This window comes from Methylobacterium sp. 22177 (assembly GCF_052045615.1).
GTDB classification, from domain to species: Bacteria; Pseudomonadota; Alphaproteobacteria; order Rhizobiales; family Beijerinckiaceae; genus Methylobacterium; species Methylobacterium radiotolerans.
The window spans coordinates 72,382-96,888 of the sequence record NZ_JBQEPK010000005.1 but is presented as its reverse complement, the minus strand read 5'-3'; the positions used below and the strand labels follow the sequence as shown (position 1 = coordinate 96,888).

The 24,507-nt window shown below is 72.7% G+C and carries 26 protein-coding genes; 13 read left to right on the top strand and 13 right to left on the bottom strand.

Going from position 1 to position 24,507, the window contains the following annotated elements:
* Positions 1–4: 4 nt before the first annotated feature.
* The 9 genes from ACTJK8_RS07775 to ACTJK8_RS07735 all read right to left on the bottom strand — a co-directional run bounded on the left by ACTJK8_RS07775 (position 5) and on the right by ACTJK8_RS07735 (position 9,326).
* Positions 5–1,138, bottom strand: a complete 1,134-nt coding sequence (locus ACTJK8_RS07775) for a hemolysin family protein (protein ID WP_209649866.1) — start codon at positions 1,136–1,138, stop codon at positions 5–7.
* A gap of 36 nt (positions 1,139–1,174) precedes the next feature.
* On the bottom strand, positions 1,175–1,654 hold the full coding sequence (gene ybeY / locus ACTJK8_RS07770; protein WP_029361556.1) for an rRNA maturation RNase YbeY: 480 nt from the start codon (positions 1,652–1,654) through the stop codon (positions 1,175–1,177).
* A 2-nt stretch (positions 1,655–1,656) separates the two neighbouring features.
* Positions 1,657–2,763, bottom strand: a complete 1,107-nt coding sequence (locus tag ACTJK8_RS07765; RefSeq protein WP_041372253.1) for a PhoH family protein — start codon at positions 2,761–2,763, stop codon at positions 1,657–1,659.
* Between the two features lie 37 nt (positions 2,764–2,800).
* On the bottom strand, positions 2,801–4,138 hold the full coding sequence (gene miaB, locus ACTJK8_RS07760; RefSeq protein WP_440761761.1) for a tRNA (N6-isopentenyl adenosine(37)-C2)-methylthiotransferase MiaB: 1,338 nt from the start codon (positions 4,136–4,138) through the stop codon (positions 2,801–2,803).
* A 209-nt stretch (positions 4,139–4,347) separates the two neighbouring features.
* Positions 4,348–6,084: an L-lactate permease gene (locus tag ACTJK8_RS07755; protein ID WP_012317647.1), complete on the bottom strand. Its 1,737-nt coding sequence runs from the start codon at positions 6,082–6,084 to the stop codon at positions 4,348–4,350.
* Between the two features lie 284 nt (positions 6,085–6,368).
* Positions 6,369–7,235 (bottom strand): lysophospholipid acyltransferase family protein, encoded by an 867-nt coding sequence (locus tag ACTJK8_RS07750; RefSeq protein WP_012317648.1) that lies wholly within the window; start codon positions 7,233–7,235, stop codon positions 6,369–6,371.
* A 4-nt stretch (positions 7,236–7,239) separates the two neighbouring features.
* Positions 7,240–7,755: a GNAT family N-acetyltransferase gene (locus ACTJK8_RS07745; RefSeq protein WP_012317649.1), complete on the bottom strand. Its 516-nt coding sequence runs from the start codon at positions 7,753–7,755 to the stop codon at positions 7,240–7,242.
* On the bottom strand, positions 7,752–8,426 hold the full coding sequence (gene tsaB / locus ACTJK8_RS07740; protein WP_012317650.1) for a tRNA (adenosine(37)-N6)-threonylcarbamoyltransferase complex dimerization subunit type 1 TsaB: 675 nt from the start codon (positions 8,424–8,426) through the stop codon (positions 7,752–7,754). Before tsaB ends, ACTJK8_RS07745 begins: the two co-directional genes overlap by 4 nt.
* 333 nt (positions 8,427–8,759) lie before the next feature.
* Positions 8,760–9,326, bottom strand: coding sequence for a NifU family protein (locus ACTJK8_RS07735; protein WP_012317651.1), 567 nt, complete (start codon positions 9,324–9,326; stop codon positions 8,760–8,762).
* A 183-nt stretch (positions 9,327–9,509) separates the two neighbouring features.
* Here ACTJK8_RS07735 and ACTJK8_RS07730 point away from each other — a divergent pair, with 183 nt between their 5' ends.
* The 4 genes from ACTJK8_RS07730 to ACTJK8_RS07715 all read left to right on the top strand — a co-directional run bounded on the left by ACTJK8_RS07730 (position 9,510) and on the right by ACTJK8_RS07715 (position 11,753).
* Entirely contained in the window at positions 9,510–9,971 is a 462-nt protein-coding gene (locus tag ACTJK8_RS07730; protein WP_106427809.1) for an atp-dependent helicase, read from the top strand.
* A gap of 111 nt (positions 9,972–10,082) precedes the next feature.
* Complete coding sequence (locus ACTJK8_RS07725; protein ID WP_012317653.1) at positions 10,083–10,523, top strand: DUF2934 domain-containing protein; 441 nt, start codon at positions 10,083–10,085, stop codon at positions 10,521–10,523.
* Positions 10,524–10,691: 168 nt separating this feature from the next.
* Positions 10,692–11,357: an HAD family hydrolase gene (locus tag ACTJK8_RS07720; RefSeq protein WP_012317654.1), complete on the top strand. Its 666-nt coding sequence runs from the start codon at positions 10,692–10,694 to the stop codon at positions 11,355–11,357.
* A 189-nt stretch (positions 11,358–11,546) separates the two neighbouring features.
* Entirely contained in the window at positions 11,547–11,753 is a 207-nt protein-coding gene (locus ACTJK8_RS07715; protein ID WP_012317655.1) for a hypothetical protein, read from the top strand.
* A gap of 15 nt (positions 11,754–11,768) precedes the next feature.
* On the opposite strand, the gene ACTJK8_RS07710 is transcribed toward ACTJK8_RS07715, so the two are convergent.
* The 3 genes from ACTJK8_RS07710 to ACTJK8_RS07700 all read right to left on the bottom strand — a co-directional run bounded on the left by ACTJK8_RS07710 (position 11,769) and on the right by ACTJK8_RS07700 (position 13,017).
* Positions 11,769–12,056, bottom strand: coding sequence for a hypothetical protein (locus ACTJK8_RS07710; protein ID WP_012317656.1), 288 nt, complete (start codon positions 12,054–12,056; stop codon positions 11,769–11,771).
* 104 nt (positions 12,057–12,160) lie between these two features.
* The gene (locus ACTJK8_RS07705; protein ID WP_012317657.1) at positions 12,161–12,466 is read right to left on the bottom strand and encodes a hypothetical protein; all 306 of its coding nucleotides are present in this window, start codon (positions 12,464–12,466) and stop codon (positions 12,161–12,163) included.
* Between the two features lie 170 nt (positions 12,467–12,636).
* Entirely contained in the window at positions 12,637–13,017 is a 381-nt protein-coding gene (locus ACTJK8_RS07700) for a DUF6481 family protein (protein WP_012317658.1), read from the bottom strand.
* 800 nt (positions 13,018–13,817) lie between these two features.
* On the opposite strand from ACTJK8_RS07700, the gene ACTJK8_RS07695 reads away from it, so the two are divergent.
* The 9 genes from ACTJK8_RS07695 to ACTJK8_RS07655 all read left to right on the top strand — a co-directional run bounded on the left by ACTJK8_RS07695 (position 13,818) and on the right by ACTJK8_RS07655 (position 22,928).
* Positions 13,818–14,012: an AtzG-like protein gene (locus ACTJK8_RS07695; RefSeq protein WP_012317659.1), complete on the top strand. Its 195-nt coding sequence runs from the start codon at positions 13,818–13,820 to the stop codon at positions 14,010–14,012.
* On the top strand, positions 14,009–15,409 hold the full coding sequence (locus ACTJK8_RS07690; protein ID WP_182177556.1) for an AtzE family amidohydrolase: 1,401 nt from the start codon (positions 14,009–14,011) through the stop codon (positions 15,407–15,409). Before ACTJK8_RS07695 ends, ACTJK8_RS07690 begins: the two co-directional genes overlap by 4 nt.
* Positions 15,406–15,789, top strand: coding sequence for an oxalurate catabolism protein HpxZ (gene hpxZ, locus ACTJK8_RS07685; protein WP_024831028.1), 384 nt, complete (start codon positions 15,406–15,408; stop codon positions 15,787–15,789). Before ACTJK8_RS07690 ends, hpxZ begins: the two co-directional genes overlap by 4 nt.
* Before the next feature lie 108 nt (positions 15,790–15,897).
* Complete coding sequence (locus tag ACTJK8_RS07680) at positions 15,898–17,520, top strand: ABC transporter substrate-binding protein (RefSeq protein ID WP_012317662.1); 1,623 nt, start codon at positions 15,898–15,900, stop codon at positions 17,518–17,520.
* Positions 17,521–17,590: 70 nt separating this feature from the next.
* Positions 17,591–18,544, top strand: a complete 954-nt coding sequence (locus tag ACTJK8_RS07675) for an ABC transporter permease (protein ID WP_012317663.1) — start codon at positions 17,591–17,593, stop codon at positions 18,542–18,544.
* A 14-nt stretch (positions 18,545–18,558) separates the two neighbouring features.
* Positions 18,559–19,494, top strand: a complete 936-nt coding sequence (locus ACTJK8_RS07670) for an ABC transporter permease (protein ID WP_012317664.1) — start codon at positions 18,559–18,561, stop codon at positions 19,492–19,494.
* The gene (locus ACTJK8_RS07665) at positions 19,491–20,546 is read left to right on the top strand and encodes an ABC transporter ATP-binding protein (protein WP_012317665.1); all 1,056 of its coding nucleotides are present in this window, start codon (positions 19,491–19,493) and stop codon (positions 20,544–20,546) included. The genes ACTJK8_RS07670 and ACTJK8_RS07665 overlap by 4 nt, the downstream gene beginning before the upstream one ends.
* Positions 20,547–20,554: 8 nt before the next feature.
* On the top strand, positions 20,555–21,580 hold the full coding sequence (locus ACTJK8_RS07660; RefSeq protein ID WP_043073152.1) for an ABC transporter ATP-binding protein: 1,026 nt from the start codon (positions 20,555–20,557) through the stop codon (positions 21,578–21,580).
* 88 nt (positions 21,581–21,668) lie between these two features.
* Positions 21,669–22,928 carry a hypothetical protein gene (locus ACTJK8_RS07655; RefSeq protein WP_234741324.1) on the top strand — a complete coding sequence of 420 codons (1,260 nt, stop codon included), beginning with the start codon at positions 21,669–21,671 and terminating at the stop codon, positions 22,926–22,928.
* Here ACTJK8_RS07655 and pdxR read toward each other — a convergent pair.
* Positions 22,900–24,441, bottom strand: coding sequence for a MocR-like pyridoxine biosynthesis transcription factor PdxR (gene pdxR, locus ACTJK8_RS07650; protein ID WP_070998578.1), 1,542 nt, complete (start codon positions 24,439–24,441; stop codon positions 22,900–22,902). The genes ACTJK8_RS07655 and pdxR overlap by 29 nt on opposite strands.
* Positions 24,442–24,507: the final 66 nt, after the last annotated feature.

Below are 24,507 nucleotides of genomic sequence, written 5' to 3'. Positions count from 1 at the left end.
ACCGTCACGGGTGCGGCGTCTCGGCGACCGGGGCGTTCGCGGGCGGGGGGAGGGCGAGCGGCACGACGTTGCCGATCCGCGCCGCGCCCTTGTGGAACCGGAGGCGCTTCAGGCGCCGCGGATCGGCGTCGAGCACCTCGAACTCGAGGTCGCCCGGGCCGGCGATCAGCTCGCCGCGCGAGGGAACGCGGCCCGCCAGGGTCACGATCATGCCGCCCAGCGTGTCGATCTCCTCGGCCATCTCGCCGACGGCCGCGACGAGGTCGACGCCCGTGACCTCGGAGACCTCGGCCAGCGGCGTGCGCGCGTCGGCCACGAAGACCTCGCCCTCGCCTTCGACCCGCTGGACGTGCTTGTCCTCGGCGACGTCGTGCTCGTCCTCGATGTCGCCGACCACGACCTCGATCAGATCCTCGATGGAGATCAGCCCGTCTGTGCCGCCGTACTCGTCGATGACCAGCGCCATGTGGGTGCGGGTGGCCTGCATCCGCACCAGCAGGTCGATCGCCGGCATGGAAGGCGGCACGAACAGGACCGGCCGCTGGATACGGGCCGCCGCGAGCGTCGTCGTCAGGTCGACCTTGCCGAGGTCCAGCCCGCGCGGCAGGCGCGCCGCGGGCCGGCGCGGGCGCGGGGCGGCCGGCGCGTCCGCCGCGCCGTCGCCCGCGACCTCGATCGGCTTCGCGACGGCGGGCGCGCTGCGCCGGGCCGGCTCGGCCTTGGCGGCGATGTGGTCGACGAGGTCGCGGATGTGGACCATGCCGCGGGGATCGTCGAGGGTCTCGCCGTAGACCGGCAGCCGGGAATGGCCGGCCGTGCGGAACAGCTTGAGCAGGTCGCCGAGGCTCGTGTCGTTCGAGACGGCGACGATGTCGGCCCGAGGGACCATCACGTCGTCGACGCGCACCTTGTGCAGGCCGAGGACGTTCTTGAGCATGACACGCTCGAGCGGGGTGAGGCCGCTCTCGCCGGCATCCGGCTCCGCCAGCGCCTCCTCAAGACCCTCGCGCAGCGAATCGCGCGGCTTGAGGTGGAGCGCCTGGAGCAGGCGGTCGTACCAGGGCTCCCGGTGCTGGGATTCGCCCTCGGTGGAACTGGGCGCGGCCAGGGCCGCGCCGCGACTTCGATCGTTGCTCATGTCTCTCGGGTCTGGGGTCGCTCGGACGTCGCGCGCTCAGGCATAGGGATCCGGGATGCCGAGGGTCGCGAGTGCCGCGACCTCGAGGGCTTCCATGGCATCGGCCTCGGTCTCGCCGATCTCGTGGTCCTGACCGAGACAATGCAGGGTGCCATGGACGAGGAGGTGGGCGAGGTGATTCTGGAGCGGCTTCGACTGCTCCGCACTCTCGCGCACCAGGGTCTCGTACGCAAGGACCACGTCGCCGAGGGGCGCGGCGGTGCCGGCATGCCGCGGCTGCGGGGCGGCCGGGAAGGACAGGACGTTGGTCGGCTTGTCCTTGCCGCGCCAGGTCCGGTTGAGCTCCCGGACGGCGGCGTCGTCCGTCAGCAGGACGCTGACCTCGACGGGTCCGTCCGGCTTCTCGGGAGCCACGGCGAGCCCGGCCTCGACGGCGCGGGTGACGAGGGCCTCGAGGTCGGCGACCGCCGTCTCCCAGCGCGCGTCCTCGACGGCGAGGTCGATCTCGTGGGGCATGGTCACGCCAGGGGCCGGCGGCGGGGATTCGGATTGCGGTCGGCCTCCTCGCTGCCGTGGGCGGCGCGCTCGTAGGCGGTGACGATCCGGCGCACGAGGTCGTGGCGGACCACGTCGACGTCCTTGAACCGCACGTGGCCGATCCCCTCGACGCCCTCCAGCACGCTGACCGCTTCCACGAGGCCGGATTTCTGACCCGGCGGCAGGTCGATCTGACTGGGATCGCCGGTGATGATCATGCGCGAGCCCTCGCCCAGGCGGGTGAGGAACATCTTCATCTGCATGGAGGTCGTGTTCTGCGCCTCGTCGAGGAGCACCACCGCGTTGGTGAGGGTCCGGCCGCGCATGAAGGCGAGCGGCGCGATCTCGATCGTGCCGGTCTGCAGGCCGCGGTCGACGTGGCGGGCCTCCATGAAGTCGTAGAGGGCGTCGTAGATCGGGCGCAGGTACGGGTCGACCTTCTCGCGCATGTCGCCCGGCAGGAAGCCCAGGCGCTCGCCGGCCTCGACCGCCGGCCGGGACAGGATCAGCCGCTCGGCGTGGCCCTGTTCCAGGAGCGAGACGGCGTGACCGACGGCCAGCCAGGTCTTGCCGGTCCCGGCCGGGCCCTCGGCGAAGACCAGCTCGTTGGTGCGCAGGAGCTTGATGTACGCGTCCTGCGCCGGGTTGCGCGCGCGCACGGCCCCGCGCTTGCGGGTGGCGATCTGCTCGAAATGCGGCCTGTCGGCCTCGGCGGCGATCGCCTCGGCGGGGAACAGGGTCGCCTGCGCGGTGGCCTCGCGGATGGCGCCGTCCACCTCGCCGAGGGTCAGCGTGCTGCCGCCGGTCCGAACCCGGGCGTAGAGCTTCTGGAAGACCCGCCGCGCCGTCTCGGCGGCGTCGGCCGGCCCCTTGATGACGAGGTGGTTCCCGAGCGCGGTGGCGGTGACTTCCAGCCGGCGCTCGATATGGGCGACGTTCTGGTCGTACTGTCCGAAGACGAGGCTCGCGAGGCGGTTGTCGTCGAAGGTCAGCGGCACCTCGACCGCCTCGTCCGATCCGGTCGGCCGCGCCGCCGGGCCGCGACCCCGGAGCGCGCCGCGCGCGCCCGCACCGTCCGATGCGCTCAAGCCGTCATCCTCGCCATCATCCCCACCGCTCCGATCCTCACGCCGCCGCAGCCTCGGAGACGAGTTCCCCGAACAGGCTGTTGGACCCCGCCTCGGTGATCCGCACCGGCACGACCTGCCCGATATGGTGAGGCGCGGCGTCGAACTGGACGGCCAGCAGGTGCGGCGTCTTGCCCGCGACCTGGCCGGGATGGCGCCCGCGCTTCTCCACCAGCACGTCGAAGACCCGGCCCGCGGCCGCCCGCTGATAGGCGTGGCGCTGGCTGTCGAGGAGCGCCTGCAGCTCGGCGAGCCGCGCCGCCATGACGGCCTCCGGCACCTGATCGGTGCGGTCCGCGGCCGGCGTGCCGGGGCGCGTGCTGTACTTGAACGAGAAGGCGCTCTCGAACCCGACGTCGCGCACGAGCCGCAGGGTCTCGGCGAAGTCCGCGTCGGTCTCGCCCGGGAAGCCGACGATGAAGTCGGACGAGAGGGCGATGTCGGGCCGGGCGGCCCGGATCCGGTCGATCAGCCGGCGGTACGCGTCGCCGGTGTGCTTGCGGTTCATCGCGGCGAGGATCCGGTCGGAGCCCGACTGCACCGGCAGGTGCAGGTAGGGCATCAGCGCCGGCACCTCCGCGTGGGCCCGGATCAGGGCGTCGTCGAAATCGTTCGGGTGGCTCGTCGTGTAGCGGATCCGCGCGATGCCGGGAATCTTCGCCACTGCGCGCACCAGATCGGCGAGTCCCGCGGGCGCGCCGTCGGGGCCGTCGCCGTGATAGGCGTTGACGTTCTGGCCGATCAGCGTGACCTCGCGGACGCCCCCGTCGGCGAGCTTCTCGGCCTCGGCGAGCACCGCCGCCACGGAGCGCGAGACCTCCGCGCCCCGCGTGTAGGGGACCACGCAGAAGGCGCAGAACTTGTCGCAGCCCTCCTGCACGGTGAGGAAGGCCGACGCCCCGAGGGTCCGCCGGCGGGGCAGGTGGTCGAACTTGTCCTCGACCGGGAACTCGGTGTCGACGACGCGGCGCTCGCGGGAGCGGGCCAGCAGGTCCGGCAGGCGGTGGTAGCTCTGGGGGCCGACCACCACGTCGACGGCGGGCTGGCGGGCCTGGATCTCGGCGCCCTCGGCCTGGGCGACGCAGCCGGCCACCACGATGCGCGTGTCGAGGCCCTGCGCTTTCCGCTCGCCCTTGAGCACGCGCAGGCGGCCGAGCTCGGAATAGACCTTCTCGGCGGCCTTCTCGCGGATGTGGCAGGTGTTGAGGACCACGACGTCCGCGTCCTCGACCGTGTCGGTCGCCGCGTAGCCCTCAGCGCCGAGGACGTCGGCCATGCGGGCCGCGTCGTAGGCGTTCATCTGGCAACCGTAGGATTTGACGAAAGCCTTCTTCAACGCGCGCCGTCCCGAACCGATCCGCCCCACTCCGCGCCGGGCCCGCGGGGACGGGGCCGGCGGGAGGCCTGTAGCACGCTTCGCGCGCCCCGTCGCGGCGCCCTCGAGACGCGACCGGCCGCCCGCAGGCGGCCGGCGCATGGCTTGGCGCATAGTCTGGCGCCCGGTCCGGCGCGCGGCTCCCGGGGAGGGGCGCTCCCCGGTCCGCCTCAGTGGGCCGCCGGTGCCGCGGCGGGCAGGTCGATGACCATCTGCTGGAAGAACGGCACGTAGGCCTGCAGCATCACGAACAGGCCGACGAGGCAGGCGAGCGCGATCGAGTGCCAGAACACGAAGCGCAGGATCTTGCCTTCCTGACCGAAATAGCCGGTCGCCGTGGAGGCGACGACGATCGACTGGGCGTCGACCATCTTGCCCATCACGCCGCCCGACGAGTTCGCGGCGGCCATCAGCACGCCCGAGAGGCCGAGCTGCTCGGAGGTGATCCTCTGGAGGCCGCCGAACAGCACGTTCGAGGCCGTGTCCGAACCCGTGAGCGCCACGCCGAGCCAGCCGAGCAGCGTCCCGAAGAACGGGTAGAGGATGCCGGTGCCCGCGAAGGCGAGGCCGAGCGTGGCGTCGACGCCCGCGTAGCGGGTGAGGACGCCGAGCGCGAGCATCGCCGCGATGGTGATCAGCGAGTAGCGCAGGGCCCAGATGGTCTCGAAGTAGGCCGTGACGAGGCGCAGCGGCGAGAACCGCATGATCAGGCCGGAGATGATCGCCGCGATCAGCACGCCCGTGCCGGTGTACGACATGTAGGTGAACAGGAAGACCGCGCCCTCCGGGACGGGCTTGGCCACCACCGGCGGCACCTTCATGATCACGTTGTGCAGGCCCGGCACCTCGTACTTCCAGGTGAAGAGCGGGTTGACGATGCCCTTGAACCAGCCGGTCCCCCAGATCGCGACGATGACCGAGAGGACGATCCACGGCACCCAGGCCATCAGGATCTCGCCCTGCGAGGCGGTGCGGGCGCCGACATGGACGGGGGGCGTGCCGGGCACGCCGGCGCCGAGCGCCACGGGCCGCGGGCCGGCGACGGCGAGCGACGGATCGTGGCCGCGCAGGGCCGGCGACGACCAGATCTCCTTGGGCTGCCAGACCTTCAGGAACAGCACGAGGGCCAGCATCGAGGCGAGCGAGGCGCCGATATCGACGATCCACGGGTTGACGTAGTTCGAGATCAGGAACTGCGCGACCGCGAAGGAGGCGCCGCAGACCAGGATCGGCGGCCACACCCGGATCATGCCGCGGAAGCCCGCGAAGACCCAGATCAGCCAGAACGGCACGATCAGCGAGAACAGCGGCAGCTGCCGGCCGATCATCGCGCCGAGGATCTCCGGCGGGTAGCCGGTGACCGAGGCGAGGCCCTGGATCGGCGCGCCGAGCGCCCCGAAGGCCACCGGGGCGGTGTTGGCGATCAGCGACAGGCCGGAGGCGGCGAGCGGCGAGAAGCCCAGGCCGATCAGGATCGCGCCCGTGACGGCCACCGGCGTGCCGAAGCCGCCCGCGCCCTCGAAGAAGGCGCCGAACGCGAAGGCCACCAGGAGCAGCTGCAACCGCCGGTCGGCGGTGATGCCGGCCACCGATTGCTGCAGGATCGCGAACCAGCCCTTCTCCACCGTCAGCCGGTAGAGGAAGATCACGTTGAGGATGATCCAGCCGATCGGGAAGAAGCCCGTGACCATCCCGAGGATGGCGGCGCGGGTGGCGAGATCGGTCGGCATGCCGAAGCCGACGATGGCCACCAGCATGGCGAGGCCGAGAGCGATGACGGCCGCGATATGGGCCTTCACGCGCCCGCTGGCGATCATGGCGAGCAGTGCGATGACCGGCACTGAAGCGGCGAGCGTCGAGAGCCACGGGCTCCCGAACGGATCATAAACCTGGTTCCAGGTTTGCACCGGGCGTCCTCCACAAAGTCCCGTCTGTTCCGGGTTGCGGCCTAGCTAGCAGAGGCGTTCCGACCGCTCAATGCGTTGCATCATGTATTCTGGCGGTGATTTCTACACATTACTCTTGCGCGGATCCCCGGATTCACCCGGCGCAACAGCGCCTCTCCGGGCGAGAGCGGATCTGACCCGTCCAGCGCGGGCCTACATCCAAGCCCTGAGACCGGATTCCCCGCCGGCTCAGGACCTTAGCCCTTGAGCAGCGCGGGGATCGCGGCTCCCGCGGCGCCGACCGGTCAGACCGTCGCGATCTCCGGCCCCTGGAGGCCGATCCCCGGGGCCGCCGGCCTGGGATCCGGCGCCGGCAGGGTCCCGACGCCGCTGCCGGCGCCCCGCAGGGCCGCGCGCACCTCCGCCTCGGCGGCCGCCGTGGCAGCCTTCCGGTCGGTGGTCGCCTCGAAGGCGATCGGCGCCCCCCAGACCACGTGCACGTCGATGGGTCCGCCCTGCACGAAGGCCGCGAGGTGCGGCACCAGCTCCATGTCGCCGTACCACGCGATCTCCGCGCGCTCGGCGCGCGTCACCGGCAGGCCATTGCGCCGGGGATAGGCGATGGCGAGGGGCTGGAGGCGCACCCGGCCGCGCCCGGCCTCGGCCTGGAGCGCCGCGCGGGCCGCGCCGACGAGGGAGGAGCGGAACGGCAGGAGCCGGGTGCCGTCGCCGGTCGTCCCCTCCGCGAACAGGACGACCAGCTCACCTTCGGCGAGGCGGTGCCCCATGGCGGTGCTGACCGCGGCGGTCGCGCCGCGGCGCTGCCGGTCGATGTAGATCGTCCGCTGCAGCCCCGCGAGAGCGCCGATCAGCGGCCAGCCGGCGATCTCGGACTTCGCCACGAAGGAGAGCGGCCGCAGCGAGCCGACCGCGATGATGTCGAGCCACGAGACGTGGTTGGCGAGCACCAGCGCCGCCTCGCCGGGGGCCGGCGGCGTGCCGCTCTGCGTGACGCGGACGCCGAACAGGCGCAGGAAGACGCGGTGGAACAGGATCGGCGCCAGGGTGGCGCGGCGGCCGAGGAGCCGCAGGGCGATCCAGTGGGGCGGTCCCAGCACAGCGAAGGCGAGGGCGAGGGCCGCGACCCGCCAGGCGATGCCGAGGCGGCTCACGGCGTCACAGGTCGGCGCTCATCGTCAGCGCGGTCGCCCGGCTGCCGTCGGCCTTGAGATAGTAGCCGGTGCGCGAGCCCACCTGCCGGAAGCCGTGCCGGGCGTAGAGCCGCAGGGCGGGGGCGTTGCCCTCGTCGACCTCCAGATGAACCCGGGCGACGCCGTCCAGGGCGAGGCTCGCCAAGTGCTCGCGGAGCAGCTTGCGGCTGTGGCCGCCGCCGCGCAGCGCCGGGGACAGCACGACTGTCAGGATCTCGGCCTCGTCGGCGGCCCGGCGCGAGAGCACGAAACCCTGGAGCACGCCCGCGCGCCAGAGGGCGTGCGCGTGGGTCGAGCGCTCGCAGAGCATGCGCTCGAACTCGTGCGCGTCCCAGGGCCGCGCGAAGGCGGTCGCGTGGAGACGGGCGAGGGCGGGGGCCTGCGCGGCGTCGCGCAGCGGGGCGACGTAGGGCTCCGGCGTCAGCGCGTCCCACCACGCGAACCACCAGTCGAAGGGCCAGAAGGGCAGCGGGCGCGTCATCGCCGTGCGATCCGCGCGTGGTCCTGCGGCCGGGCATCCGGTCCCCGCAGGTAGAGGGGGCGGGCCAGCGCCTGCGCCGGGTCGGCGACGAGACCGAGGGAGGCCACCGACGCGATATCGGGACCGCCGACATGGGCGACGCGCGCCGCGACGCCGCGCGCGGCGAGCGCGGCGGCCAGCATGGGCGCGCCCGAGCCGGTCAGCACCACCGGGCCGGCGCCCAGCTGCTCGGCCGCGGCCTCGACGGCGAGGTGCGCGGGGGCGAGGCCGTCGCCCGGTCCCAGCGCCTGCACGTAGACGGCACCGTGGCGGGCGTCGATCACCGCGGCGATCGTCCCCTCGACGGTCTCGGCCAGAAGCGGCGCGAGGAGCGCCGAGAGGGTCCCGACGCCGACGACCGGCTTGCCGGTCGAGAGGCCGATGGCGCGGGCCGCCGACAGGCCGACCCGCAGGCCGGTATAGCTGCCCGGCCCGACCGTCACGGCGACCCGGTCGATCGCCTCAAATCCGCCCTCGACCCGGGCGATCACCCGCTCGATCAGCGGCAGCAGCGACTCCGCGTGGCCGCGCGCCATCGGCAGCGACTCGGCGGCGAGGGGCGCCTCGACCTCCTCCGCCATGACGCAGGCGGCGCAGGTGTCCAGCGCTGTGTCGATGGCCAGAATACGCACGCTCACTCCCACAAGCCGGTCCGCACCGGCCGCTGCCTCCCCGCGCCGCGACGGGCGCCAAGAGCCTCCAGTGTTAGAACAAAGCCGCCGCCTCGTCAGCGTCGGGGCGACCGCGCCGCGCCGATCACCGGCGGAGTGTTGCCGGCTTGCGCCGGTGCGCGCCCGCGGCCCCGGACAGGGCCGCCGCGTCGGCCCGAAGCTCCGACGCCGGGGCAGGGACCGGAACGCGGCANGGTCGGCGTGCCGCCTCAGTGACGCGGAATCTCAGGGACGCGGAGCAGGCCGCGCGGCATGGCCGCTCGGCCGCTCACGCCGCCGCGCGGGCGTCGACCCTCAGATCGCCTGGACCTCGCGGATCTCCGGCAGGAAGTGCCGGAACAGGTTCTGCACGCCGTGCCGCAGGGTCGCGGTGGAGGACGGGCAGCCCGAGCAGGCCCCCTTCATCTCCAGGTAGACCACACCCTCCTTGTAGCCGCGGAAGGTGATGTCGCCGCCGTCGCCGGCCACCGCCGGCCGGACCCGGGTCTCGAGCAGGTCCTTGATGGTCACGACGGTGTCGTGGTCCGCCTCGTCGTAGAACTCGTCGCCCGGCTCGATCTCGCCGTGGCCGCCCTCGGCCATCACGGGCGCGCCGGACTGGAAGTGCTCCATGATCGCGCCGAGCACCGCCGGCTTGACCTGCGCCCATTCCGAACCGTCCTCGGCCTTGGTCACCGAGATGAAATCGTGCCCGAAATAGACGCCCGCCACGCCCGGGACGGTGAACAGCGCCGCGGCGAGGGGCGACCGGGCGGCCGCCTCGGCGTCCCGCGCCTCGAAGGTCGATTCCGCCAGCACGACGCGGCCGGGCAGGAACTTCAGGGTGGCCGGGTTCGGCGTGGCTTCGGTCTGGATGAACATGGTGGCAACACTCCGCTGCGCCGGTTCAAGGCCGGCCGGGACAGGCGCCCGAGGCGCCGCTGTCCATGTGGACCGGCGAGCGGATTTTCTCAACCTGTCGTCCCGTCCCGCCGGCCCGCGAGAGTGGACATTCGGACGGCGGCGCGACAGGACGAACGCCATCGAATGCCAGAGGAGCCGGCAGTGGACGTGACCGCGGACCAGACCCTCGCGCAGGACTTGCTGAAGGATCTGCGCGAGGCTCAAACCAAGCTGGACGCGGCGCGGGCGGAAGCGGCCTCGCTCAAGGTGCTGCTGGCGCTGCGCACGCATCAGCACGACCAGGCCTGGCAGGAGGGACAGCGCCTCGCCGCGGCGCTCGCGGATGCGCAGGCCCGCGCGGAGGCGGCGACCGTCGCGCGGGCGGAGGCCCAGGCGAGCGCGGCCTCGTCCGAAGCCGCCGCGATGGCCGACGAGCGCACTGAGGCGGTCCGGACGGTCCTCGGCGCGGTGCTCGCGAGCATCGGGCACCGGGCCCTCGACCGGCGGCGGTTCCAGGACCTGATCGCCCGGGCCGGCCGCGAGGCGCCGGATCAGGGCCCGGGCGCGGCCCGGCACGCGGTGCTGCTGACCGAGGCGCGGCGGGTGCTGGGGATCGCCGAGTAGCCCCCGCTCCGACGGCTCCGACGCGCCGCGACCGGTCGCGGGCGGCAGGGTTAACCGACGCTTAACCCGGCTCTCCCATCGTCGTCCCGGGACGGACAGGAGATCGATCGCATGCTGATCAGCGAGCACCACGTGCGCGAGTGCGCCTACTACATCTGGGAAAACGAGGGCCGGATCCACGGGCAGGCCGCCGCCCACTGGATCCGCGCCGAGGCCGAGCTGCGCGCCAACGCGATGCTCGCTGCCGCCGCGACGGTCGTGGTCGCCGAGGCCGCCCCGAAGGCCGCGCCGGCGAAGACCGCCGCCAAGCCTGCCAGCGCCAAGCCTGCCAGCGCCAAGCCCGCCGCGTCGAAGCCCGCCGCGTCGAAGGCCGCCGCCAAGCCTGCGGCCGCAAAGACCGCGGTCGCCAAGCCCGCGACCGTGAAGCCCGCGACCGTGAAGGCCGCCGCGAAGCCGGCCGCCCCGAAGCCCGCCCGCGCCTCCAAGGCGGCGGTGACTGCCGGCCTCGCCGCCAAGGCGAAGCCCGCCCGGACCCCGGCCTCGATGCACTGACGGCCGGCGCCCCGGCGCCGCCAGGACCTTCTCCGAAGCCCGTCCCTCGCGCAGGGGCGGGCTTCCGTCGTCGAAGGGAGCCGCGTTCGCGGCGCCCGGACGGAACAGGCCCGGCGCCGATCGGTTGTCCGCCCTGACGCGGGCGCCGGGCTCCGCGACGGGGCTGCGATGCGCGCGGTGATCTTCGACATCGACGGGACCCTGCTCGACAGCGTCGACCTGCATGCCCGCGCCTGGGTGGAGGCCTTCGCGCATTTCGGCGTGACGACCGACTTCGCGGACGTCCGCCGGCAGATCGGCAAGGGCGGCGACGAGCTGATGCCGGTCTTCCTGTCGGAGGAGCGGGTCGCGCGGGATGGCGAGACGATCGAAGCCTACCGCTCGGACCTGTTCAAGCGTCGCTACCTGTCCGAGGTCCGACCCTTCCCCGGTGTCCGGCCGCTGTTCGAGCACATCCGCGCCGCCGGCCTGACAATCGCGCTCGCCTCGTCGGGGAAGCGCTCCGAGGTCGAGCACTACACCGAGATCCTGGAGATCGGCGACCTCGTGGATGTGGCCACCAGCTCGGACGACGCGGACCGGTCGAAGCCGCATCCGGACATCTTCGAAGCCGCGCTGGAGAAGCTCGACGGCGCGCCCCGCGACGCGATCATCGTCATCGGCGATACCCCCTACGATGCCGAGGCGGCCGCGAAGGCGGGGCTGCGCACCGTCGGCCTCCTCTGCGGCGGCTTCCCGGAAGCGGACCTGAGAAGCGCCGGCTGCGTGGCGATCTACCGGGACCCCGAGGATCTGCTCAACCGATTCGCGCAGTCGCCGCTGGCGGACAGCTGAGCGGCAGACCGGCAAGCGGATTCCGCGACCGGCCCGACGTCGTCCACACTTTCCCGCCACGCTGTTGCCGCGCGGTGACGCGGAGCGATGCCGGCTACGTATTCACGCGAAAGGGACTGGTGTCGGTCGATCGAAAGGCGTAGCGACCCGCCCGCCAATCTGGACTCCTTCGAAGGACGAGCGCCTCGCATGCCCCAGACTCACCAGGCCGGCCCGGCACCGCGCTTCGTACCGGCCGCCAAGTCGCTGCCGGAGCAGATCGCCGACGCGGTCGAGAGCCGGTCGACCCCGCTCAGCCAGCTGCTCCGCCTGATGGCCGCCCTCGATGCCGAAGGCGGCAACGAGGCCCTGCGGCTGCGGCTCCGCGCCCGGATCGGCGCGCCGCTCGACGCCTGACGCCCGCGCCGCGGGTCAATGCCGCCGGTGCCGATGGCGCCGGCCACCGCTCCTCGCCGCCGGTGCGGCCGCCTTCGCGACGCGGTCCATGCAGGCGAAGTAGATGCGGCGTCCGATCTCCTCCAGTTCGAGACCCTGCGGGTTGGGCGCCGAGAACACCTTCGCGCGGGCCTCGTTGCGGCAGGCCGCGTCCTCCGGGCTCCGGATCGGCGGCTCGGCGCGGGCGGCCCCGCAGGCCAGGGCCGAGACGATCCAGGTCGCTGCGATGATCGATACTCGTGTGCTTGCCAGGGTACTCGGCATACGGACGTTCGGACCTCACTCGCTCAGGACCGAGATAGAGCGTCTCGATCACCCGTGAAGCTTGGTCAGAGTGCCGGCTCCGGCAAAAATCGACGGCGCGCGCCTCAGGGCACGATCCAGAGGCACGGACCCCCGCCGGACACGGTCAGGCATTCGTAGGGCGCGCCGCCGATCAGGGCCCGCTGCTCCACGGTGCCGATCGCGCCGCGCGGGATCCGCCTGCAGCCGGCCTCCGATGGGGCGGGGCCACCGCTGCCCGAGGCCGCGTCGATCCGGCGGGCGGCGATCAGAGTCTCGCAGGCGATCACCGAGTCGGTCCCCTGGGCGCGGGCGTTCCGGGGCGCGAGGCCGAGGGGGAGGGCGAGGAGGACGAGCGCCGCGATGGGCGCCAGCGGGGATCGGGATCGCATCGCGGCCTCGGCTGCCCGCGCCGCACGGGCGCGTCGCGGTTCGGACGCCCTCAACGCGTCGTCGCGCGCGTTGGTTGCCGGCGGCGGAAGCGGACCCCGGACGCGACGACGCCCGCCTTGCGGGCGGGCGTCGTGGGCGTCCGAAGCTCGGGGGAGCCGACGGCCGGCGCTCAGCGCTTGGTCTTCACCTTCGCCTTGCGGGCCGCGTAGCGCGCGTCGCGCTGGGCCTTCTTGGCGGCCAGGTCGGCCGACTTGCGCTCCTGCGCGGCGGCCAGCTCGGCGGCCTCGCGCGCGAGCTGGGCGGCGAGTTCCGCCTCCTCCCGCTGACGCTTCTCCTCGGCGGCCTTGCGCTCGGCGGCGATCCGGGCGGCCTCGCGCTCGCGGGAGCGCTCCTCGCGGGCCTTGGCCACTTCGGCGCGGGCCTTGGCCTTGGCGATCACCTCGGGGTCATCGGCCGCGGGGCGTGCCTTGAACTTGGCCAGCAGGGCGGCCTTGGCGTTCTGCGAGTTCTGGCGACGGTCGTCGAAATTCCTGTAGTCGAATGCGCTCATCTGACCTTTCTCAGTTGGGTACGTCTCGCGTGTCGCGGGGACATCCGGCGGGGCCGGGCACGTACTGAGTCTGCAGGTTCCGACGCCATCCCCGCGCCCCGGAACCGCACCGATCCACCGGCTGTACCGATGGTCCGACCCGAGCGTTCGCCTGCGTCTGAACGCTCGGGTCGGACCATTGTTCGAAGATCGCAAAGCCCTTAATCAGAGCTTCACGCCAGATGCAATCGGCGAGACCTGCGCAGGCGGCCGGCACAGCGACAATCCCGGCCCTCTCTGTAAGAGTCCTGGCCGGCGATGCGCAAAAACCTCAGACCGGCGTCTGGCCGAGGCCCGCTGCCCGGGTCTGCATCCGTCCCGAGGACTTCGCTGCACGCGGCAGATAGGTCGCGCACGGGACGACGACAAGATTCGCCGGCGGGTCCCCGCGGGTGCATCCTGGCCGAGCGACGCGCGCCGCAGCCCGGCGAGCGCCGAACCGATGGCTGAGGGATGGACCTATACTTCCATCACAAAGCAGACCTGCAAATTCGACAGAGTATTCCTCGTGGTTCCCCCGACGCCCGGCCCCGGCCCGGCTCCCGCCCGGGGGCGACCATCTGCCCAGGATCTGCCCATCCGCCACAGCCTATTTTCTGTGCACGTGCCGTGAAGCCCTTCGAATCGATCGCCAGCACCCGGGAAACTGCCTACGCTCTGGGCAGATCGCCCGGCCAGCGGGCGGAGGCGCCGGGGCGCTCGCGGCACGGGGCCTGCTAGCCGCGATCGATGCGACCCGTGCGGTCGGCTTGAGGAACGCCATGCCCGAGACATCCCCCCCGTACGAACCCGAGAGCTACGCCGCGGCCGCGGCGGCCCTTCTCGGCCTCACCCTCGATCCGGCGTGGATCGCGCCGGTGACCGCGAACCTGCGCGTCCTGGCCGCCGCGGCCGAGTTGGTGGAGGCCTTCCCGCTCGCCGACGAGATCGACGCGGCGCCGAGGTTCGAAGCGTGAGCGCGAGCAGCCCCGCGACGGCCGCCACGATCGCCGCAGCGGTCGCGGAGGGTCGAACCACCGCGCGCCAGGTCGTCGCGGCGGCCCTCGACCGGATCGGCCGATTGGACGGCCGGGTCGGCGCCTTCACCGACGTGCTGTCCGCCCGCGCCCTGGCCCGGGCCGACGCGCAGGACGCGGCGCTGCGGAACGGGTCGCCGCCGGGCCCGCTGGCCGGCGTGCCCTTCGCGGTGAAGAATCTGATCGACATCGACGGCCTGCCCACCCGCGCCGGATCGAAGATCAACCGGGAGCGGGCGCCGGCCGAGCGGGACGGCGCCCTGGTCCGGCGCCTGGAGGCCGCGGGGGCGATCCTCGTGGGCGCCCTCAACATGGGCGAGTACGCCTACGACTTCACCGGCGAGAACATCCACGACGGCGACGCCCACAACCCGCACGCCCTGGATCACATGACCGGCGGCTCGTCGGGCGGCTCGGGCGCGGCCCTCGCCGCCGGGATGGTGCCCCTGACCCTGGGCTCCGACACGAACGGCTCGATCCGCGTCCCGGCCGCCTTCTGCGGCTGCTTCGGCCTCAAGCCGACCTACGGCCGCCTGTCGCGGGCCGGGAGCTTCCCGTTCGTGGGCAGCCTCGATCATCTCGGGCCGATGGCGCGGAGCGTGACCGACCTCGCGCTCGCCTACGACGCCATGCAGGGCCCCGATCCGGACGATCCGGTGGCGACGCTCCGCCCGGCCGAGCCGGTCCTGCCCGGGCTCGACGCGGGCCTGGACGGGCTGCGCGTCGCGGTGGCCGGCGGCTATTTCGCCCGCGGCGGCGATCCGGAGGCCTTCGCGGCGGTGGCGCGCGCGGCCGAGGCCCTGGACGCGCGGCGCACGGTCGAGCTGCCGGAGGCGCACCGCGCCCGCGCGGCCGCCTACCTGATCACCGCGGCCGAGGGCGCGACGCTCCACCTCGACCGTCTCCGCACCCGGCCGCAGGATTTCGACCCGGCGGTGCGCGACCGGCTGATCGCCGGGGCGATGATCCCGGCGCCCCACGTGGAGCGGGCGCAGCGCTTCCGCCGCTGGTACCGGGCGCGGGTGCTCGCGCTGTTCGAGACCGTCGACGTGATCCTGGCCCCGGCCACGCCCTGCCGCGCCCCGCGGGGCGGCCAGACCCACTTCGTCCTCGACGGCGTGACGCTGCCGGTGCGCGCCAATATCGGGGTCTTCACGCAGCCGATCTCCTTCATCGGCCTCCCGGTCGTGGCGGCGCCGATCCGGCTCGACGCCGGGTTGCCGCTGGGGGTCCAAGTCATCGCCGCCCCCTGGCGCGAGGATCTCGCCTTGCGCGTGGCGCACCACCTCGAACGAATGGGCGTCAGCGCGTCGCCCGTCGCGGAGCTTGCCCGATGATCATCGACGATCCCGCCGTGAAGGCCGAAGTCGAGGCCGCGTTCCGGGCCTACGAGACGGCGCTGACCACCAACGACGTCCCCACCCTGGAGGCGCTGTTCCGGGACGATCCGCTGACCGTCCGCTACGGGATCGGCGAGAACCTCTACGGCATGGACGCGATCCGCGCCTTCCGCCGGGCCCGCTCCCCGGTGGGCCTGGAGAGGACCCTGGCGCAGACGCAGATTACGACCTACGGGCGCGACTTCGCCACCGCGATGACGCTGTTCACCCGCGCCAGCGCGCCGGGCAAGATCGGCCGCCAGAGCCAGACCTGGGCGCGCTTCCCGGAGGGCTGGCGGGTCGTCGCTGCCCACGTGAGCCTGATCGACGCCGCGTAGGCGCAACCGGCCCGCGCCCCCGCGGCGGGGCGTGTGGCCGCGGGCTTGCATAAGGTCGGGCGTATTCCGAGCCGTCTGGCGCGGACCAACGCGAGTACCCGACCCAAGATGCTGTCCCGTCTGAGAAAACTCGGCGCCCGTGCGGCGCTGGCCGGCGCCCTGGCGCTCTCCGCGAGCACCGCTGCCCTCGCGCAGGGGACGCTGCGGATCGGCATGACCGCCTCCGACATCCCGCTGACCACCGGCCAGACCGACAACGGCGGCGAGGGCATGCGGTTCATGGGCTACACGGTCTATGACGGGCTCATCAATTGGGACCTGTCGAGCGCCGAGCTGGCCTCCGACCTCGTGCCCGGCCTCGCCACGAGCTGGGGCGTCGACGCCGCCGACAAGACCAAGTGGACCTTCAAGCTCCGGCCGGGCGTGAAATTCCACGACGGCTCGGACTTCACCGCCGACGCGGTGGTCTGGAACCTCGACAAGCTCCTGAAGGCCGACGCGCCGCAATACGACCCGCGCCAGTCCGCGCAGGGCAAGACCCGCATCCCGGCGGTCGCGAGCTACCGCGCGGTCGACCCGCTGACCGTCGAGATCACCACCAAGGCCCCCGACGCGACGCTGCCCTACCAGATCGCCTGGATCATGATGTCGTCGCCGGCCCAGTGGGAGAAGCTCGGCAAGTCCTGGGACGCCTTCGCCAAGCAGCCCTCGGGCACCGGCCCGTGGAAGCTGACCCTGTTCGCCCCGCGCGAGCGCGCCGAGATGGTCCCGTTCAAGGAGTACTGGGACAAGGACCGCGTCCCGAAGCTCGACAAGCTCGTGCTGATCCCGCTGCCGGAGGCCAATGCCCGGACCGCGGCCCTGCGCTCCGGTCAGGTGGACTGGATCGAGGCGCCCGCGCCGGATGCCGTAGCCTCGCTCAAGAGCGCCGGCTTCACCATCGTCACCAACGCCTACCCGCACAACTGGACGTGGCACCTGTCGCGGGTCGAGGGCTCGCCCTGGAACGACATCCGCGTCCGCAAGGCGGCGAACCTCGCCATCGACCGCGAGGGCCTGAAGGAGCTGCTCGGCGGCCTCGCCATCCCCGCCAAGGGCTTCATGCCGCCCGGCCACCAGTGGTTCGGCCACCCGACCTTCGACATCAAGTACGATCCGGAGGCCGCCAAGAAGCTGCTGGCCGAGGCCGGCTACAGCCCGGCCAAGCCCCTGAAGATCAAGGTCGCGATCTCGGCCTCCGGCTCGGGCCAGATGCAGCCGCTTCCGATGAACGAGTTCGTCCAGCAGAACCTCGCCGACGTGGGGATCCAGGTCGACTACGAGGTCGTGGAGTGGAACACCCTCATCAACATCTGGCGGGCCGGCGCCAAGGCCGACATCTCCCGCGGCGTCTCGGCGATCAACTATTCCTACTTCATCCAGGACCCGTTCACCGGCTTCATCCGCCACCTGCAGTGCAATTTCGCTCCGCCGAACGGCACGAACTGGGGCTATTACTGCGACCCGGCGATGGACAAGCTGTTCGATCAGGTCCGCAACACCTTCGACAAGGCCGAGCAGACGAAAGTCCTGGAAAAGGTCCACGAGAAGTACGTCGACGACGCGCTGTTCGTCATGATCACGCACGACGTCAATCCGCGGGCGATGAGCCCCAAGGTGAAGGGCTTCGTCCAGGCGCAGAACTGGTTCCAGGATTTCTCGAAGATTACGATGGCGACCGCGGGGCGGTAGCGAGACGCGGCTCTCCTCCCTCGCGCGGGGAGGAGAGCCCTTACGGTCGGGCGTGACAACAGGGCCTTGAATGCTGCTCTACATCCTCAAACGGCTGGTCTACGTGACGCCCGTGGCGTTCGGGGTCAGCGTCGTCTGCTTCCTCCTCGTCCACCTCGCGCCGGGGGATCCCCTCAGCGCGGTCCTGCCCGCCGACGCCACCCAGGCCACCATCGACGAGATGCGGGCCGCCTACGGCTTCGATAAGCCCCTGCCGGTCCAGTACCTGATCTGGCTCTGGCACGTGCTGCACGGCGATCTCGGCACCTCCATCGCCACCGGCCGGCCGGTGCTCGGCGAGGTCAGCCGCGCCGTGGTGAACTCGCTGATCCTCGCCTCCGTGGCGACCGTGATCGGCTTCACCTTCGGCACCCTGTTCGGCTTCGTGGCGGGCTATCACCGCAACTCGGTGGCCGACCGCGCGGCCTCCGCCGTGTCGGTCTTCGGCGTGAGCGTGCCGCATTACTGGCTCGGCATGGTCCTGGTGATCGTGTTCTCGGCCAATCTCGGCTGGCTGCCGCCCACCGGGGCCGGGCCCGACGGCTCCAGCAACTGGCGCCCCGACTTCGAGCACCTGCGCTACCTGATCCTGCCGGCGATCACGATGTCGGTGATCCCCATGGGCATCATCGCCCGCACGGTCCGGGCGCTCGTGGCCGACATCCTGTCCCAGGACTTCGTCGAGGCCCTGCGCGCCAAAGGCATGGACGAGCGCGGCGTGTTCCGCCACGTCGTGCGCAACGCCGCCCCGACGGCGCTCGCCATCATGGGCCTGCAGCTCGGCTACCTGCTGGGCGGCTCGATCCTGGTCGAGACCGTGTTCGCGTGGCCCGGCACCGGCTTCCTCCTCAACGCCGCGATCTTCCAGCGCGACCTGCCCCTGCTCCAGGGCTCGATCCTCGTGCTGGCGATGTTCTTCGTGGTCCTCAACCTGCTGGTGGACGTGATGCAGACCGCCCTCGACCCGCGCATCGAGCGCGCCTGAGCCGGAGCCCGATGATGACCGCTCCCGTCACCGCGGCCTCCGTCGCCCTCGACGGCGGCGTGCTCGCCGCCGAGGACGTGGCCCACGGGCCCGAGGCCGCCTTCGCCCCGTCGCGGGGCTTCTGGGGCCATGTCGGCCACCGGCTCGTGCGCGACCCCGTCGCCATGGGCGCGGGCGCCGTGATCCTGATCGTCGTGCTGATCGCGATCCTGTCGCCCTGGATCACGCCCATGGACCCCTACAAGGGCTCCATGCTGCGCCGCCTCAAGCACGTGGGCGACGCCACCTACTGGCTGGGCTCGGACGAGCTCGGCCGCGACATGATCAGCCGGCTGATGCTGGGCTCGCGGCTGTCGCTGTTCATCGGCGTCACCCCGGTGCTGATCGCCTTCGTGATCGGCTCCGGGATCGGGATCCTCGCCGGCTACGTCGGCGGCTGGACCAACACGATCCTGATGCGCACCATCGACGTGTTCTTCGCCTTCCCGTCGGTGCTGCTGGCGATCGCGCTGTCCGGCGCGCTCGGCGCCGGCATCTTCAACTCGATCGTGTCGCTGACCTGCGTGTTCGTGCCCCAGATCGCCCGCGTCGCCGAGAGCGTCACCACGGGCATCCGCAAGCGCGACTACATCGACGCCGCCAAGCTGTCGGGCGCCTCGGCCCTGACGATCATGCGCGTGCAGGTGCTCGGCAACGTCGTCGGGCCGATCTTCGTCTACGCGACCAGCCTGATCTCGGTGTCGATGATCCTGGCCTCCGGCCTGTCCTTCCTCGGCCTCGGCGTGCGGCCGCCCGAGCCCGAATGGGGCCTGATGCTCAACACCCTGCGCACGGCGATCTACGTCAACCCGGTCGTGGCCGCCCTCCCGGGCGTCTGCATCTTCATCGTCTCGATCGCCTTCAACCTGTTCTCGGACGGCCTCCGGTCCGCCATGGAGATTCGCCAGTGAGCGTCATCCCGGACGCCCCCGACCCGTTCGCCCGCGACCGCGGCGGACCCGCCCAGCCGCTCCTCTCGGTCTCGGGCCTCGTGAAGCACTTCCCGGTCCGCAAGGCCGGCGGCAAGCGCCAGGTGGTCCGCGCGGTCGACGGCGTCGACTTCGACGTCCTGAAGGGCGAGACGCTCGGCATCGTCGGCGAGTCCGGCTGCGGGAAGTCGACCACCGCCAAGCTGCTGATGGGCCTCATCGAGCGCGATTCCGGCACGCTGCTGTACGACGGCCAAGCGGTCGGCGAGCGCGCCATGCCCTGGCGGTCCTACCGCCGCCAGGCCCAGATGGTGTTCCAGGACAGCTACGCGTCGCTCAACCCGCGCATGACCGTCGAGCAGTCGATCGCCTTCGGCCCGAAGGTCAACGGCGTGCCCGCCCGGGAGGCGGTGGAGCGCGCCCGCGGGCTGCTCGCCCGGGTCGGCCTGGAGCCGAAGCGCTTCGCCGGCCGCTACCCGCACGAGATCTCCGGCGGCCAGCGCCAGCGGGTGAACATCGCCCGATCCCTCGCCCTGGAGCCGCGGCTGGTGCTTCTCGACGAGGCGGTCTCGGCGCTGGACAAGTCGGTGGAGGCGCAGGTCCTGAACCTGCTCCTCGACCTCAAGGCCGAGTTCGGCCTGACCTACATCTTCATCAGCCACGACCTCAACGTCGTGCGCTTCATCTCCGACCGGGTCATGGTGATGTATCTCGGCCGGGTCTCCGAGATCGGCCCGTCCGACACGGTGCTGGACGCGCCGGCGCACCCCTACACCGAGGCGCTGCTCGCCTCGATGCCGTCGCTCGATCCCGACAACCGCACCCAGGCGGCGCTGCTCGCGGGCGACCCGCCGAACCCGATCGACCCGCCCGCGGGCTGCCGCTTCCACCCGCGCTGCGCCCTGGCGGAGGACGTCTGCGGCCGGACGGAGCCGCCCCTCGACACGATCCGGCCGCTGCACCGCGTCGCCTGCCTCGCCCGGCAGCCCGGCTCGGGCCACTCCGCGGCCCCCGCGGGCGCGCTGGCAGCATGAGCACCCCGATGTCCGGTTCAGAACCCGCGGTCGCCCTGAAGGACCTGCGCGTCGCCTTCGGCAAGGTCCAGGTCGTCGACGGCGTCGACCTGACCCTGGAGCGCGGCCAGGCGCTGGCGCTCATCGGCGAATCCGGCTCCGGCAAGAGCGTGACCCTGCGGGCGATCCTGCGGCTGTTCCCGGAGGGGCGCAGCCGGATCGAGGGCGGCATCCGGGCCGCCGGCAAGGACGTGCAGGCGCTGACCCGACGCCAGCTCGCCGATTTCCGCGGCGGCGACGTCTCGATGATCTTCCAGGAGCCGCTGCTCGCCTTCGACCCGGTCTACACGGTCGGCCGGCAGATCACCGAGGCGATCCTGCGGCACGAGACGATCTCCAGGGACGAGGCCCGCAAGCGGGCGCTCGCCCTGTTCGAGCGGGTGCGGATCCCGAGCCCGGAGCGGCGCCTCGACAACTACCCGCACGAGATGTCGGGCGGGATGCGCCAGCGGGCCATGATCGCGCTCGCGCTGGCCTGCCGGCCGCAGGTGCTGCTCGCCGACGAGCCGACGACGGCGCTCGACGCCACGGTGCAGATCCAGGTGCTGCTGCTCCTGCGCGAGCTGCAGCGCGACCTCGGCCTGTCGATCGTGATCGTCACCCACGACCTCGGCGCGGCCGTGGAGGTCGCCGACCGGATCGCCGTGATGTACGCGGGCAAGATCGTCGAGACCGGCACGGCGCATCAGGTGGTGCTGAACCCGCACCACCCCTACACGATCGGCCTGCTGCGCAGCCGGGCGGAAGGGGCGCTCGCCAAGGGCTCGCGGCTCGAGACCATCCCGGGCAGCCCGCCGGATCTCGCGAACCGCCCGCCGGGCTGCCCGTTCGCGCCGCGCTGCTTCCTGGCCGAGGAGCGCTGCCGCCGCGAGATGCCGCCGGTCGCCGAGATCGCGCCCGGCCACCGCGTCGCCTGCTGGCGGACCGAGGAGGCCTCGGCGGCCTACCGGGCCGGGCCGACCCCGGTGCGCGCCGCCGAGCCGGTCCCGGCCTGACCTCGACGCCCCCGCGCCGAGGCATTATCCGGCTCGGCGCGGTCCCGCGGCGGCGGACCGCGTCCGAACCGGCCGCGCGGGCGTCACGATGAGCCAAGTCCTATCCGGGCCAGTCCCGTCCGAGATCCTGCTCGTTCCCCGGGGCGAGGCCGGGCACTTCCTGCCGGCGGCCCTCGGCTGGCTGGGCAAGCGGGTCACCGTCACCACCCAACCCGGCCCGGCGAACCACGTCCTCTGCCTGCCGGTCCTCGATTTCGTGCGCCTCGGCTTCCCGGAGGCGAACGGGCGCCTCGACCTCCTCGAACCGGGGGATGCCGAGAACCTCCGCGCCGGGCGCGCCGCGCTGCTCCTCGACCTCTCGAACGAGGGGCCGGGCCTGCACGCGCCGACCTTCGAGGCACTGCACCGGAACCTCGAAGAACGCGCGATCCCGCGCGAGCGGGTGATCCTGGTCACGCAGAACCGGCTGCTGCGGCTCGACTACGAGCGCCTCTACGGCGAGGGCCTGCGGTTCTGGATCTTCGAGTTCTTCCCGCTCCAGGTCGCCCTCTGGCTGGACGACGCCGCGGGTCCGCGGCTCTTCCCCCAGCATCGCCTCGACCGCACCGGCTACGCGCCCTTCGCCCGCGCCGCCGGCCCGGCCCGGTTCCTCTGCCAGAACGCGGCCCTGCGCTGGCACCGGGTGCTGCTCTACCGCTGGTTCCAGCTCAGCGGGCTGGACCGGGACGGGCTGATCTCCTTCCACGGCATCGGCGAGGACAACCCGAAGGCCGGCGGCATCAACGTCTTCCACGCGCCGCCGGAGATCGAGGCGGCCTTCGGGCCGCTGCTCGCCGATGTCGGCAGCTGGATCCCGCGCCGGGCGCGGCGGATCGATGCCGATCAGGGCACCGACATGGTCATGACCCTGGACACCCGCGCCTACGCGGCGTGCGACCTCACGGTCATCTCGGAGACCGACTTCTTCGAGCCGGGCGTCGAGCGGATCACCGAGAAGTCCCTCAAGGCGGCGGCGACGGGCCTGCCCTTCGTGACGGTGGGCGCGCCGCGCGCCGTGGAGCGGCTGTCCGAGCTGGGCTTCCAGACCTTCGGCGGCCTGATCGACCACCATTACGACCTCGTGCCCGACCCGGCCGAGCGCCTGCCGCTCGTGTTCCGGTCGATCGAGCGCGCCTGGGCCGCGTGCCGGGACGACCGGGCACGCTGGCATCGCCTCGCCCGGGAACAGGCCGAGGCCAACGTGGCCCACGCGCGGCGCGGATTGCTGCCGCAGCTCGAGCGGGTGATGGTCGCGCCGCTGATCGAGCGGCTGAACCGGTTCATGGAGACGGGCGCGATCGTGCACTGAGCGCGTCTCGAGGGTGGCCGTTCGGACGGGGATCCGGCGCACCGCGCAGGGTCTCCGCCAAGCGCCGCACGGCCGGCTCGATCGCCCGCTCCGGCACGGCGGCGTAGCCGAGGAGCAGGCCCGGCTCCGCCGGCCCGGCGTGGTAGGCCGAGAGCGCGACCGCCGAGATCCCCGCGCGCCCGAGCGCCGCCGCGGCGGCCACGTCGCTCAGGGCCGGGCCCCAGGCCGGCCCCGGCCGGGCGATGACGTGCATCCCGCCCTCCATGGCGGCGACCGCCGCGACGTCCCCGGCGTGGCGGCACGCGGCCTCGATCAGCGCCTCCTGGCGCAGGGCGTAGAGGCGGCGGGTCCGCCGGAGATGACCGGCGAGGTGTCCGTCCTCGATGAAGCGCGCCAGCGCCCACTGGCCGATCCCGGGCGGGGCGGGGCCCGTCTCGGCCAGCGCCTGATTGACGGGTGCCACGAGGCCGCGGGGCAGCACGAGGTAGCTCAGGCCGAGGGCGGGCAGCAGCAGCTTCGAGAAGCTGCCGACGTAGATCACCCGGCCGCCGCGATCGAGGGTGCGCAGGGGCGCGAGCGGGCGCCCGGCATAGCGGTAGGCGCCGTCGTAATCGTCCTCCACGACCCAGCCCGAGACCGCCTCGGCCCAGGCCAGGAGGTCGAGGCGGTTCTCCAGGCTCATGGCGTGCCCGAGGGGGTAATGGTGGGCCGGCGTCACCACCGCGAGCCGCGCGCCGGGCGTCCGCGCGGCGGCCGGGGTCACCGACAGGCCCCCGGGACCGACCGGGACAGGGATCGGGTTCAGGCCCGCGCTGGCGAGGGCCTGCGCGATGCCGGGGAAGCCGGGCTCCTCGACCAGGGCGGCCTCGCCGGGATCCAGGAGCAGCTCGGCGAGCAGGCGCAGGCTCTGGCGGATGCCCGCGGTGACGATGACGTCGTCGGCCTCGCAGGCGACGCCGCGCGCTTGGCCCAGATAGGCGGCGATGGCGCCGCGCAGGGCCGGCGAGCCGCGCGGGTCCGGCCGCTCGGTCGGGCCGTGGCGCCATTCGGCCTGCAGCAGGCGGCCCCAGACCTCGAACGGAAAGGCGTCCTGGGCCGGCCGGCCGAGGGCGAAAGCGTCCGGCACCGCCGGACCCGCCATGTAGCGCCGCGGCGGCGCGGCCACGAGGCGGGTGCCCCGCCGGGACAGGTTCGGGGCCGGCTCGGTGCCCGGCCGCCGGAGCGGACCGGGCGCCGGCAGCGCGTCGTCCGGCAAGGTCGCGGCGACGCGCGTCGCGGAGCCCGGCCGCGCCGTCAGGTAGCCCTCGGCGGTCAGCTGCTCCAGCGCCAGGACGACGGTGCCGCGCGCGCAGCCGAGGTCGGCGGCCAGGACCCGCGAGGCCGGGAGCCGGGCCCCGCGCGGCAGCCGGCGTTCGAGGATCGCCGCGCGCAGAGCCTCCCGGAGCTGGGCGTGCAGCGGCGCCGCGGCCGCGGCGTCGAGGGTCAGCGTCAGGGGCAGGGGAGCCCGGGCCATGCAGCGAATTGGTCCAGTCGCAGTTCGAGAATTGGACCTTTCGCCTGGACCGCCGAACGGTCAAGC

What these genes read in the sequence shown, in the direction of transcription:
- ACTJK8_RS07775 (WP_209649866.1), bottom strand. Translation starts at nt 1,138, where the DNA reads ATGAGCAACGATCGAAGTCGCGGCGCGGCCCTGGCCGCGCCCAGTTCC.
- ybeY (WP_029361556.1), bottom strand. Translation starts at nt 1,654, where the DNA reads ATGCCCCACGAGATCGACCTCGCCGTCGAGGACGCGCGCTGGGAGACG.
- ACTJK8_RS07745 (WP_012317649.1), bottom strand. Translation starts at nt 7,755, where the DNA reads ATGACGCGCCCGCTGCCCTTCTGGCCCTTCGACTGGTGGTTCGCGTGG.
- ACTJK8_RS07735 (WP_012317651.1), bottom strand. Translation starts at nt 9,326, where the DNA reads ATGTTCATCCAGACCGAAGCCACGCCGAACCCGGCCACCCTGAAGTTC.
- ACTJK8_RS07725 (WP_012317653.1), top strand. Translation starts at nt 10,083, where the DNA reads ATGCTGATCAGCGAGCACCACGTGCGCGAGTGCGCCTACTACATCTGG.
- ACTJK8_RS07720 (WP_012317654.1), top strand. Translation starts at nt 10,692, where the DNA reads ATGCGCGCGGTGATCTTCGACATCGACGGGACCCTGCTCGACAGCGTC.
- ACTJK8_RS07715 (WP_012317655.1), top strand. Translation starts at nt 11,547, where the DNA reads ATGCCCCAGACTCACCAGGCCGGCCCGGCACCGCGCTTCGTACCGGCC.
- ACTJK8_RS07710 (WP_012317656.1), bottom strand. Translation starts at nt 12,056, where the DNA reads ATGCCGAGTACCCTGGCAAGCACACGAGTATCGATCATCGCAGCGACC.
- ACTJK8_RS07705 (WP_012317657.1), bottom strand. Translation starts at nt 12,466, where the DNA reads ATGCGATCCCGATCCCCGCTGGCGCCCATCGCGGCGCTCGTCCTCCTC.
- ACTJK8_RS07700 (WP_012317658.1), bottom strand. Translation starts at nt 13,017, where the DNA reads ATGAGCGCATTCGACTACAGGAATTTCGACGACCGTCGCCAGAACTCG.
- ACTJK8_RS07695 (WP_012317659.1), top strand. Translation starts at nt 13,818, where the DNA reads ATGCCCGAGACATCCCCCCCGTACGAACCCGAGAGCTACGCCGCGGCC.
- hpxZ (WP_024831028.1), top strand. Translation starts at nt 15,406, where the DNA reads ATGATCATCGACGATCCCGCCGTGAAGGCCGAAGTCGAGGCCGCGTTC.
- ACTJK8_RS07680 (WP_012317662.1), top strand. Translation starts at nt 15,898, where the DNA reads ATGCTGTCCCGTCTGAGAAAACTCGGCGCCCGTGCGGCGCTGGCCGGC.
- ACTJK8_RS07675 (WP_012317663.1), top strand. Translation starts at nt 17,591, where the DNA reads ATGCTGCTCTACATCCTCAAACGGCTGGTCTACGTGACGCCCGTGGCG.
- ACTJK8_RS07670 (WP_012317664.1), top strand. Translation starts at nt 18,559, where the DNA reads ATGACCGCTCCCGTCACCGCGGCCTCCGTCGCCCTCGACGGCGGCGTG.
- ACTJK8_RS07660 (WP_043073152.1), top strand. Translation starts at nt 20,555, where the DNA reads ATGTCCGGTTCAGAACCCGCGGTCGCCCTGAAGGACCTGCGCGTCGCC.
- ACTJK8_RS07655 (WP_234741324.1), top strand. Translation starts at nt 21,669, where the DNA reads ATGAGCCAAGTCCTATCCGGGCCAGTCCCGTCCGAGATCCTGCTCGTT.
- pdxR (WP_070998578.1), bottom strand. Translation starts at nt 24,441, where the DNA reads ATGGCCCGGGCTCCCCTGCCCCTGACGCTGACCCTCGACGCCGCGGCC.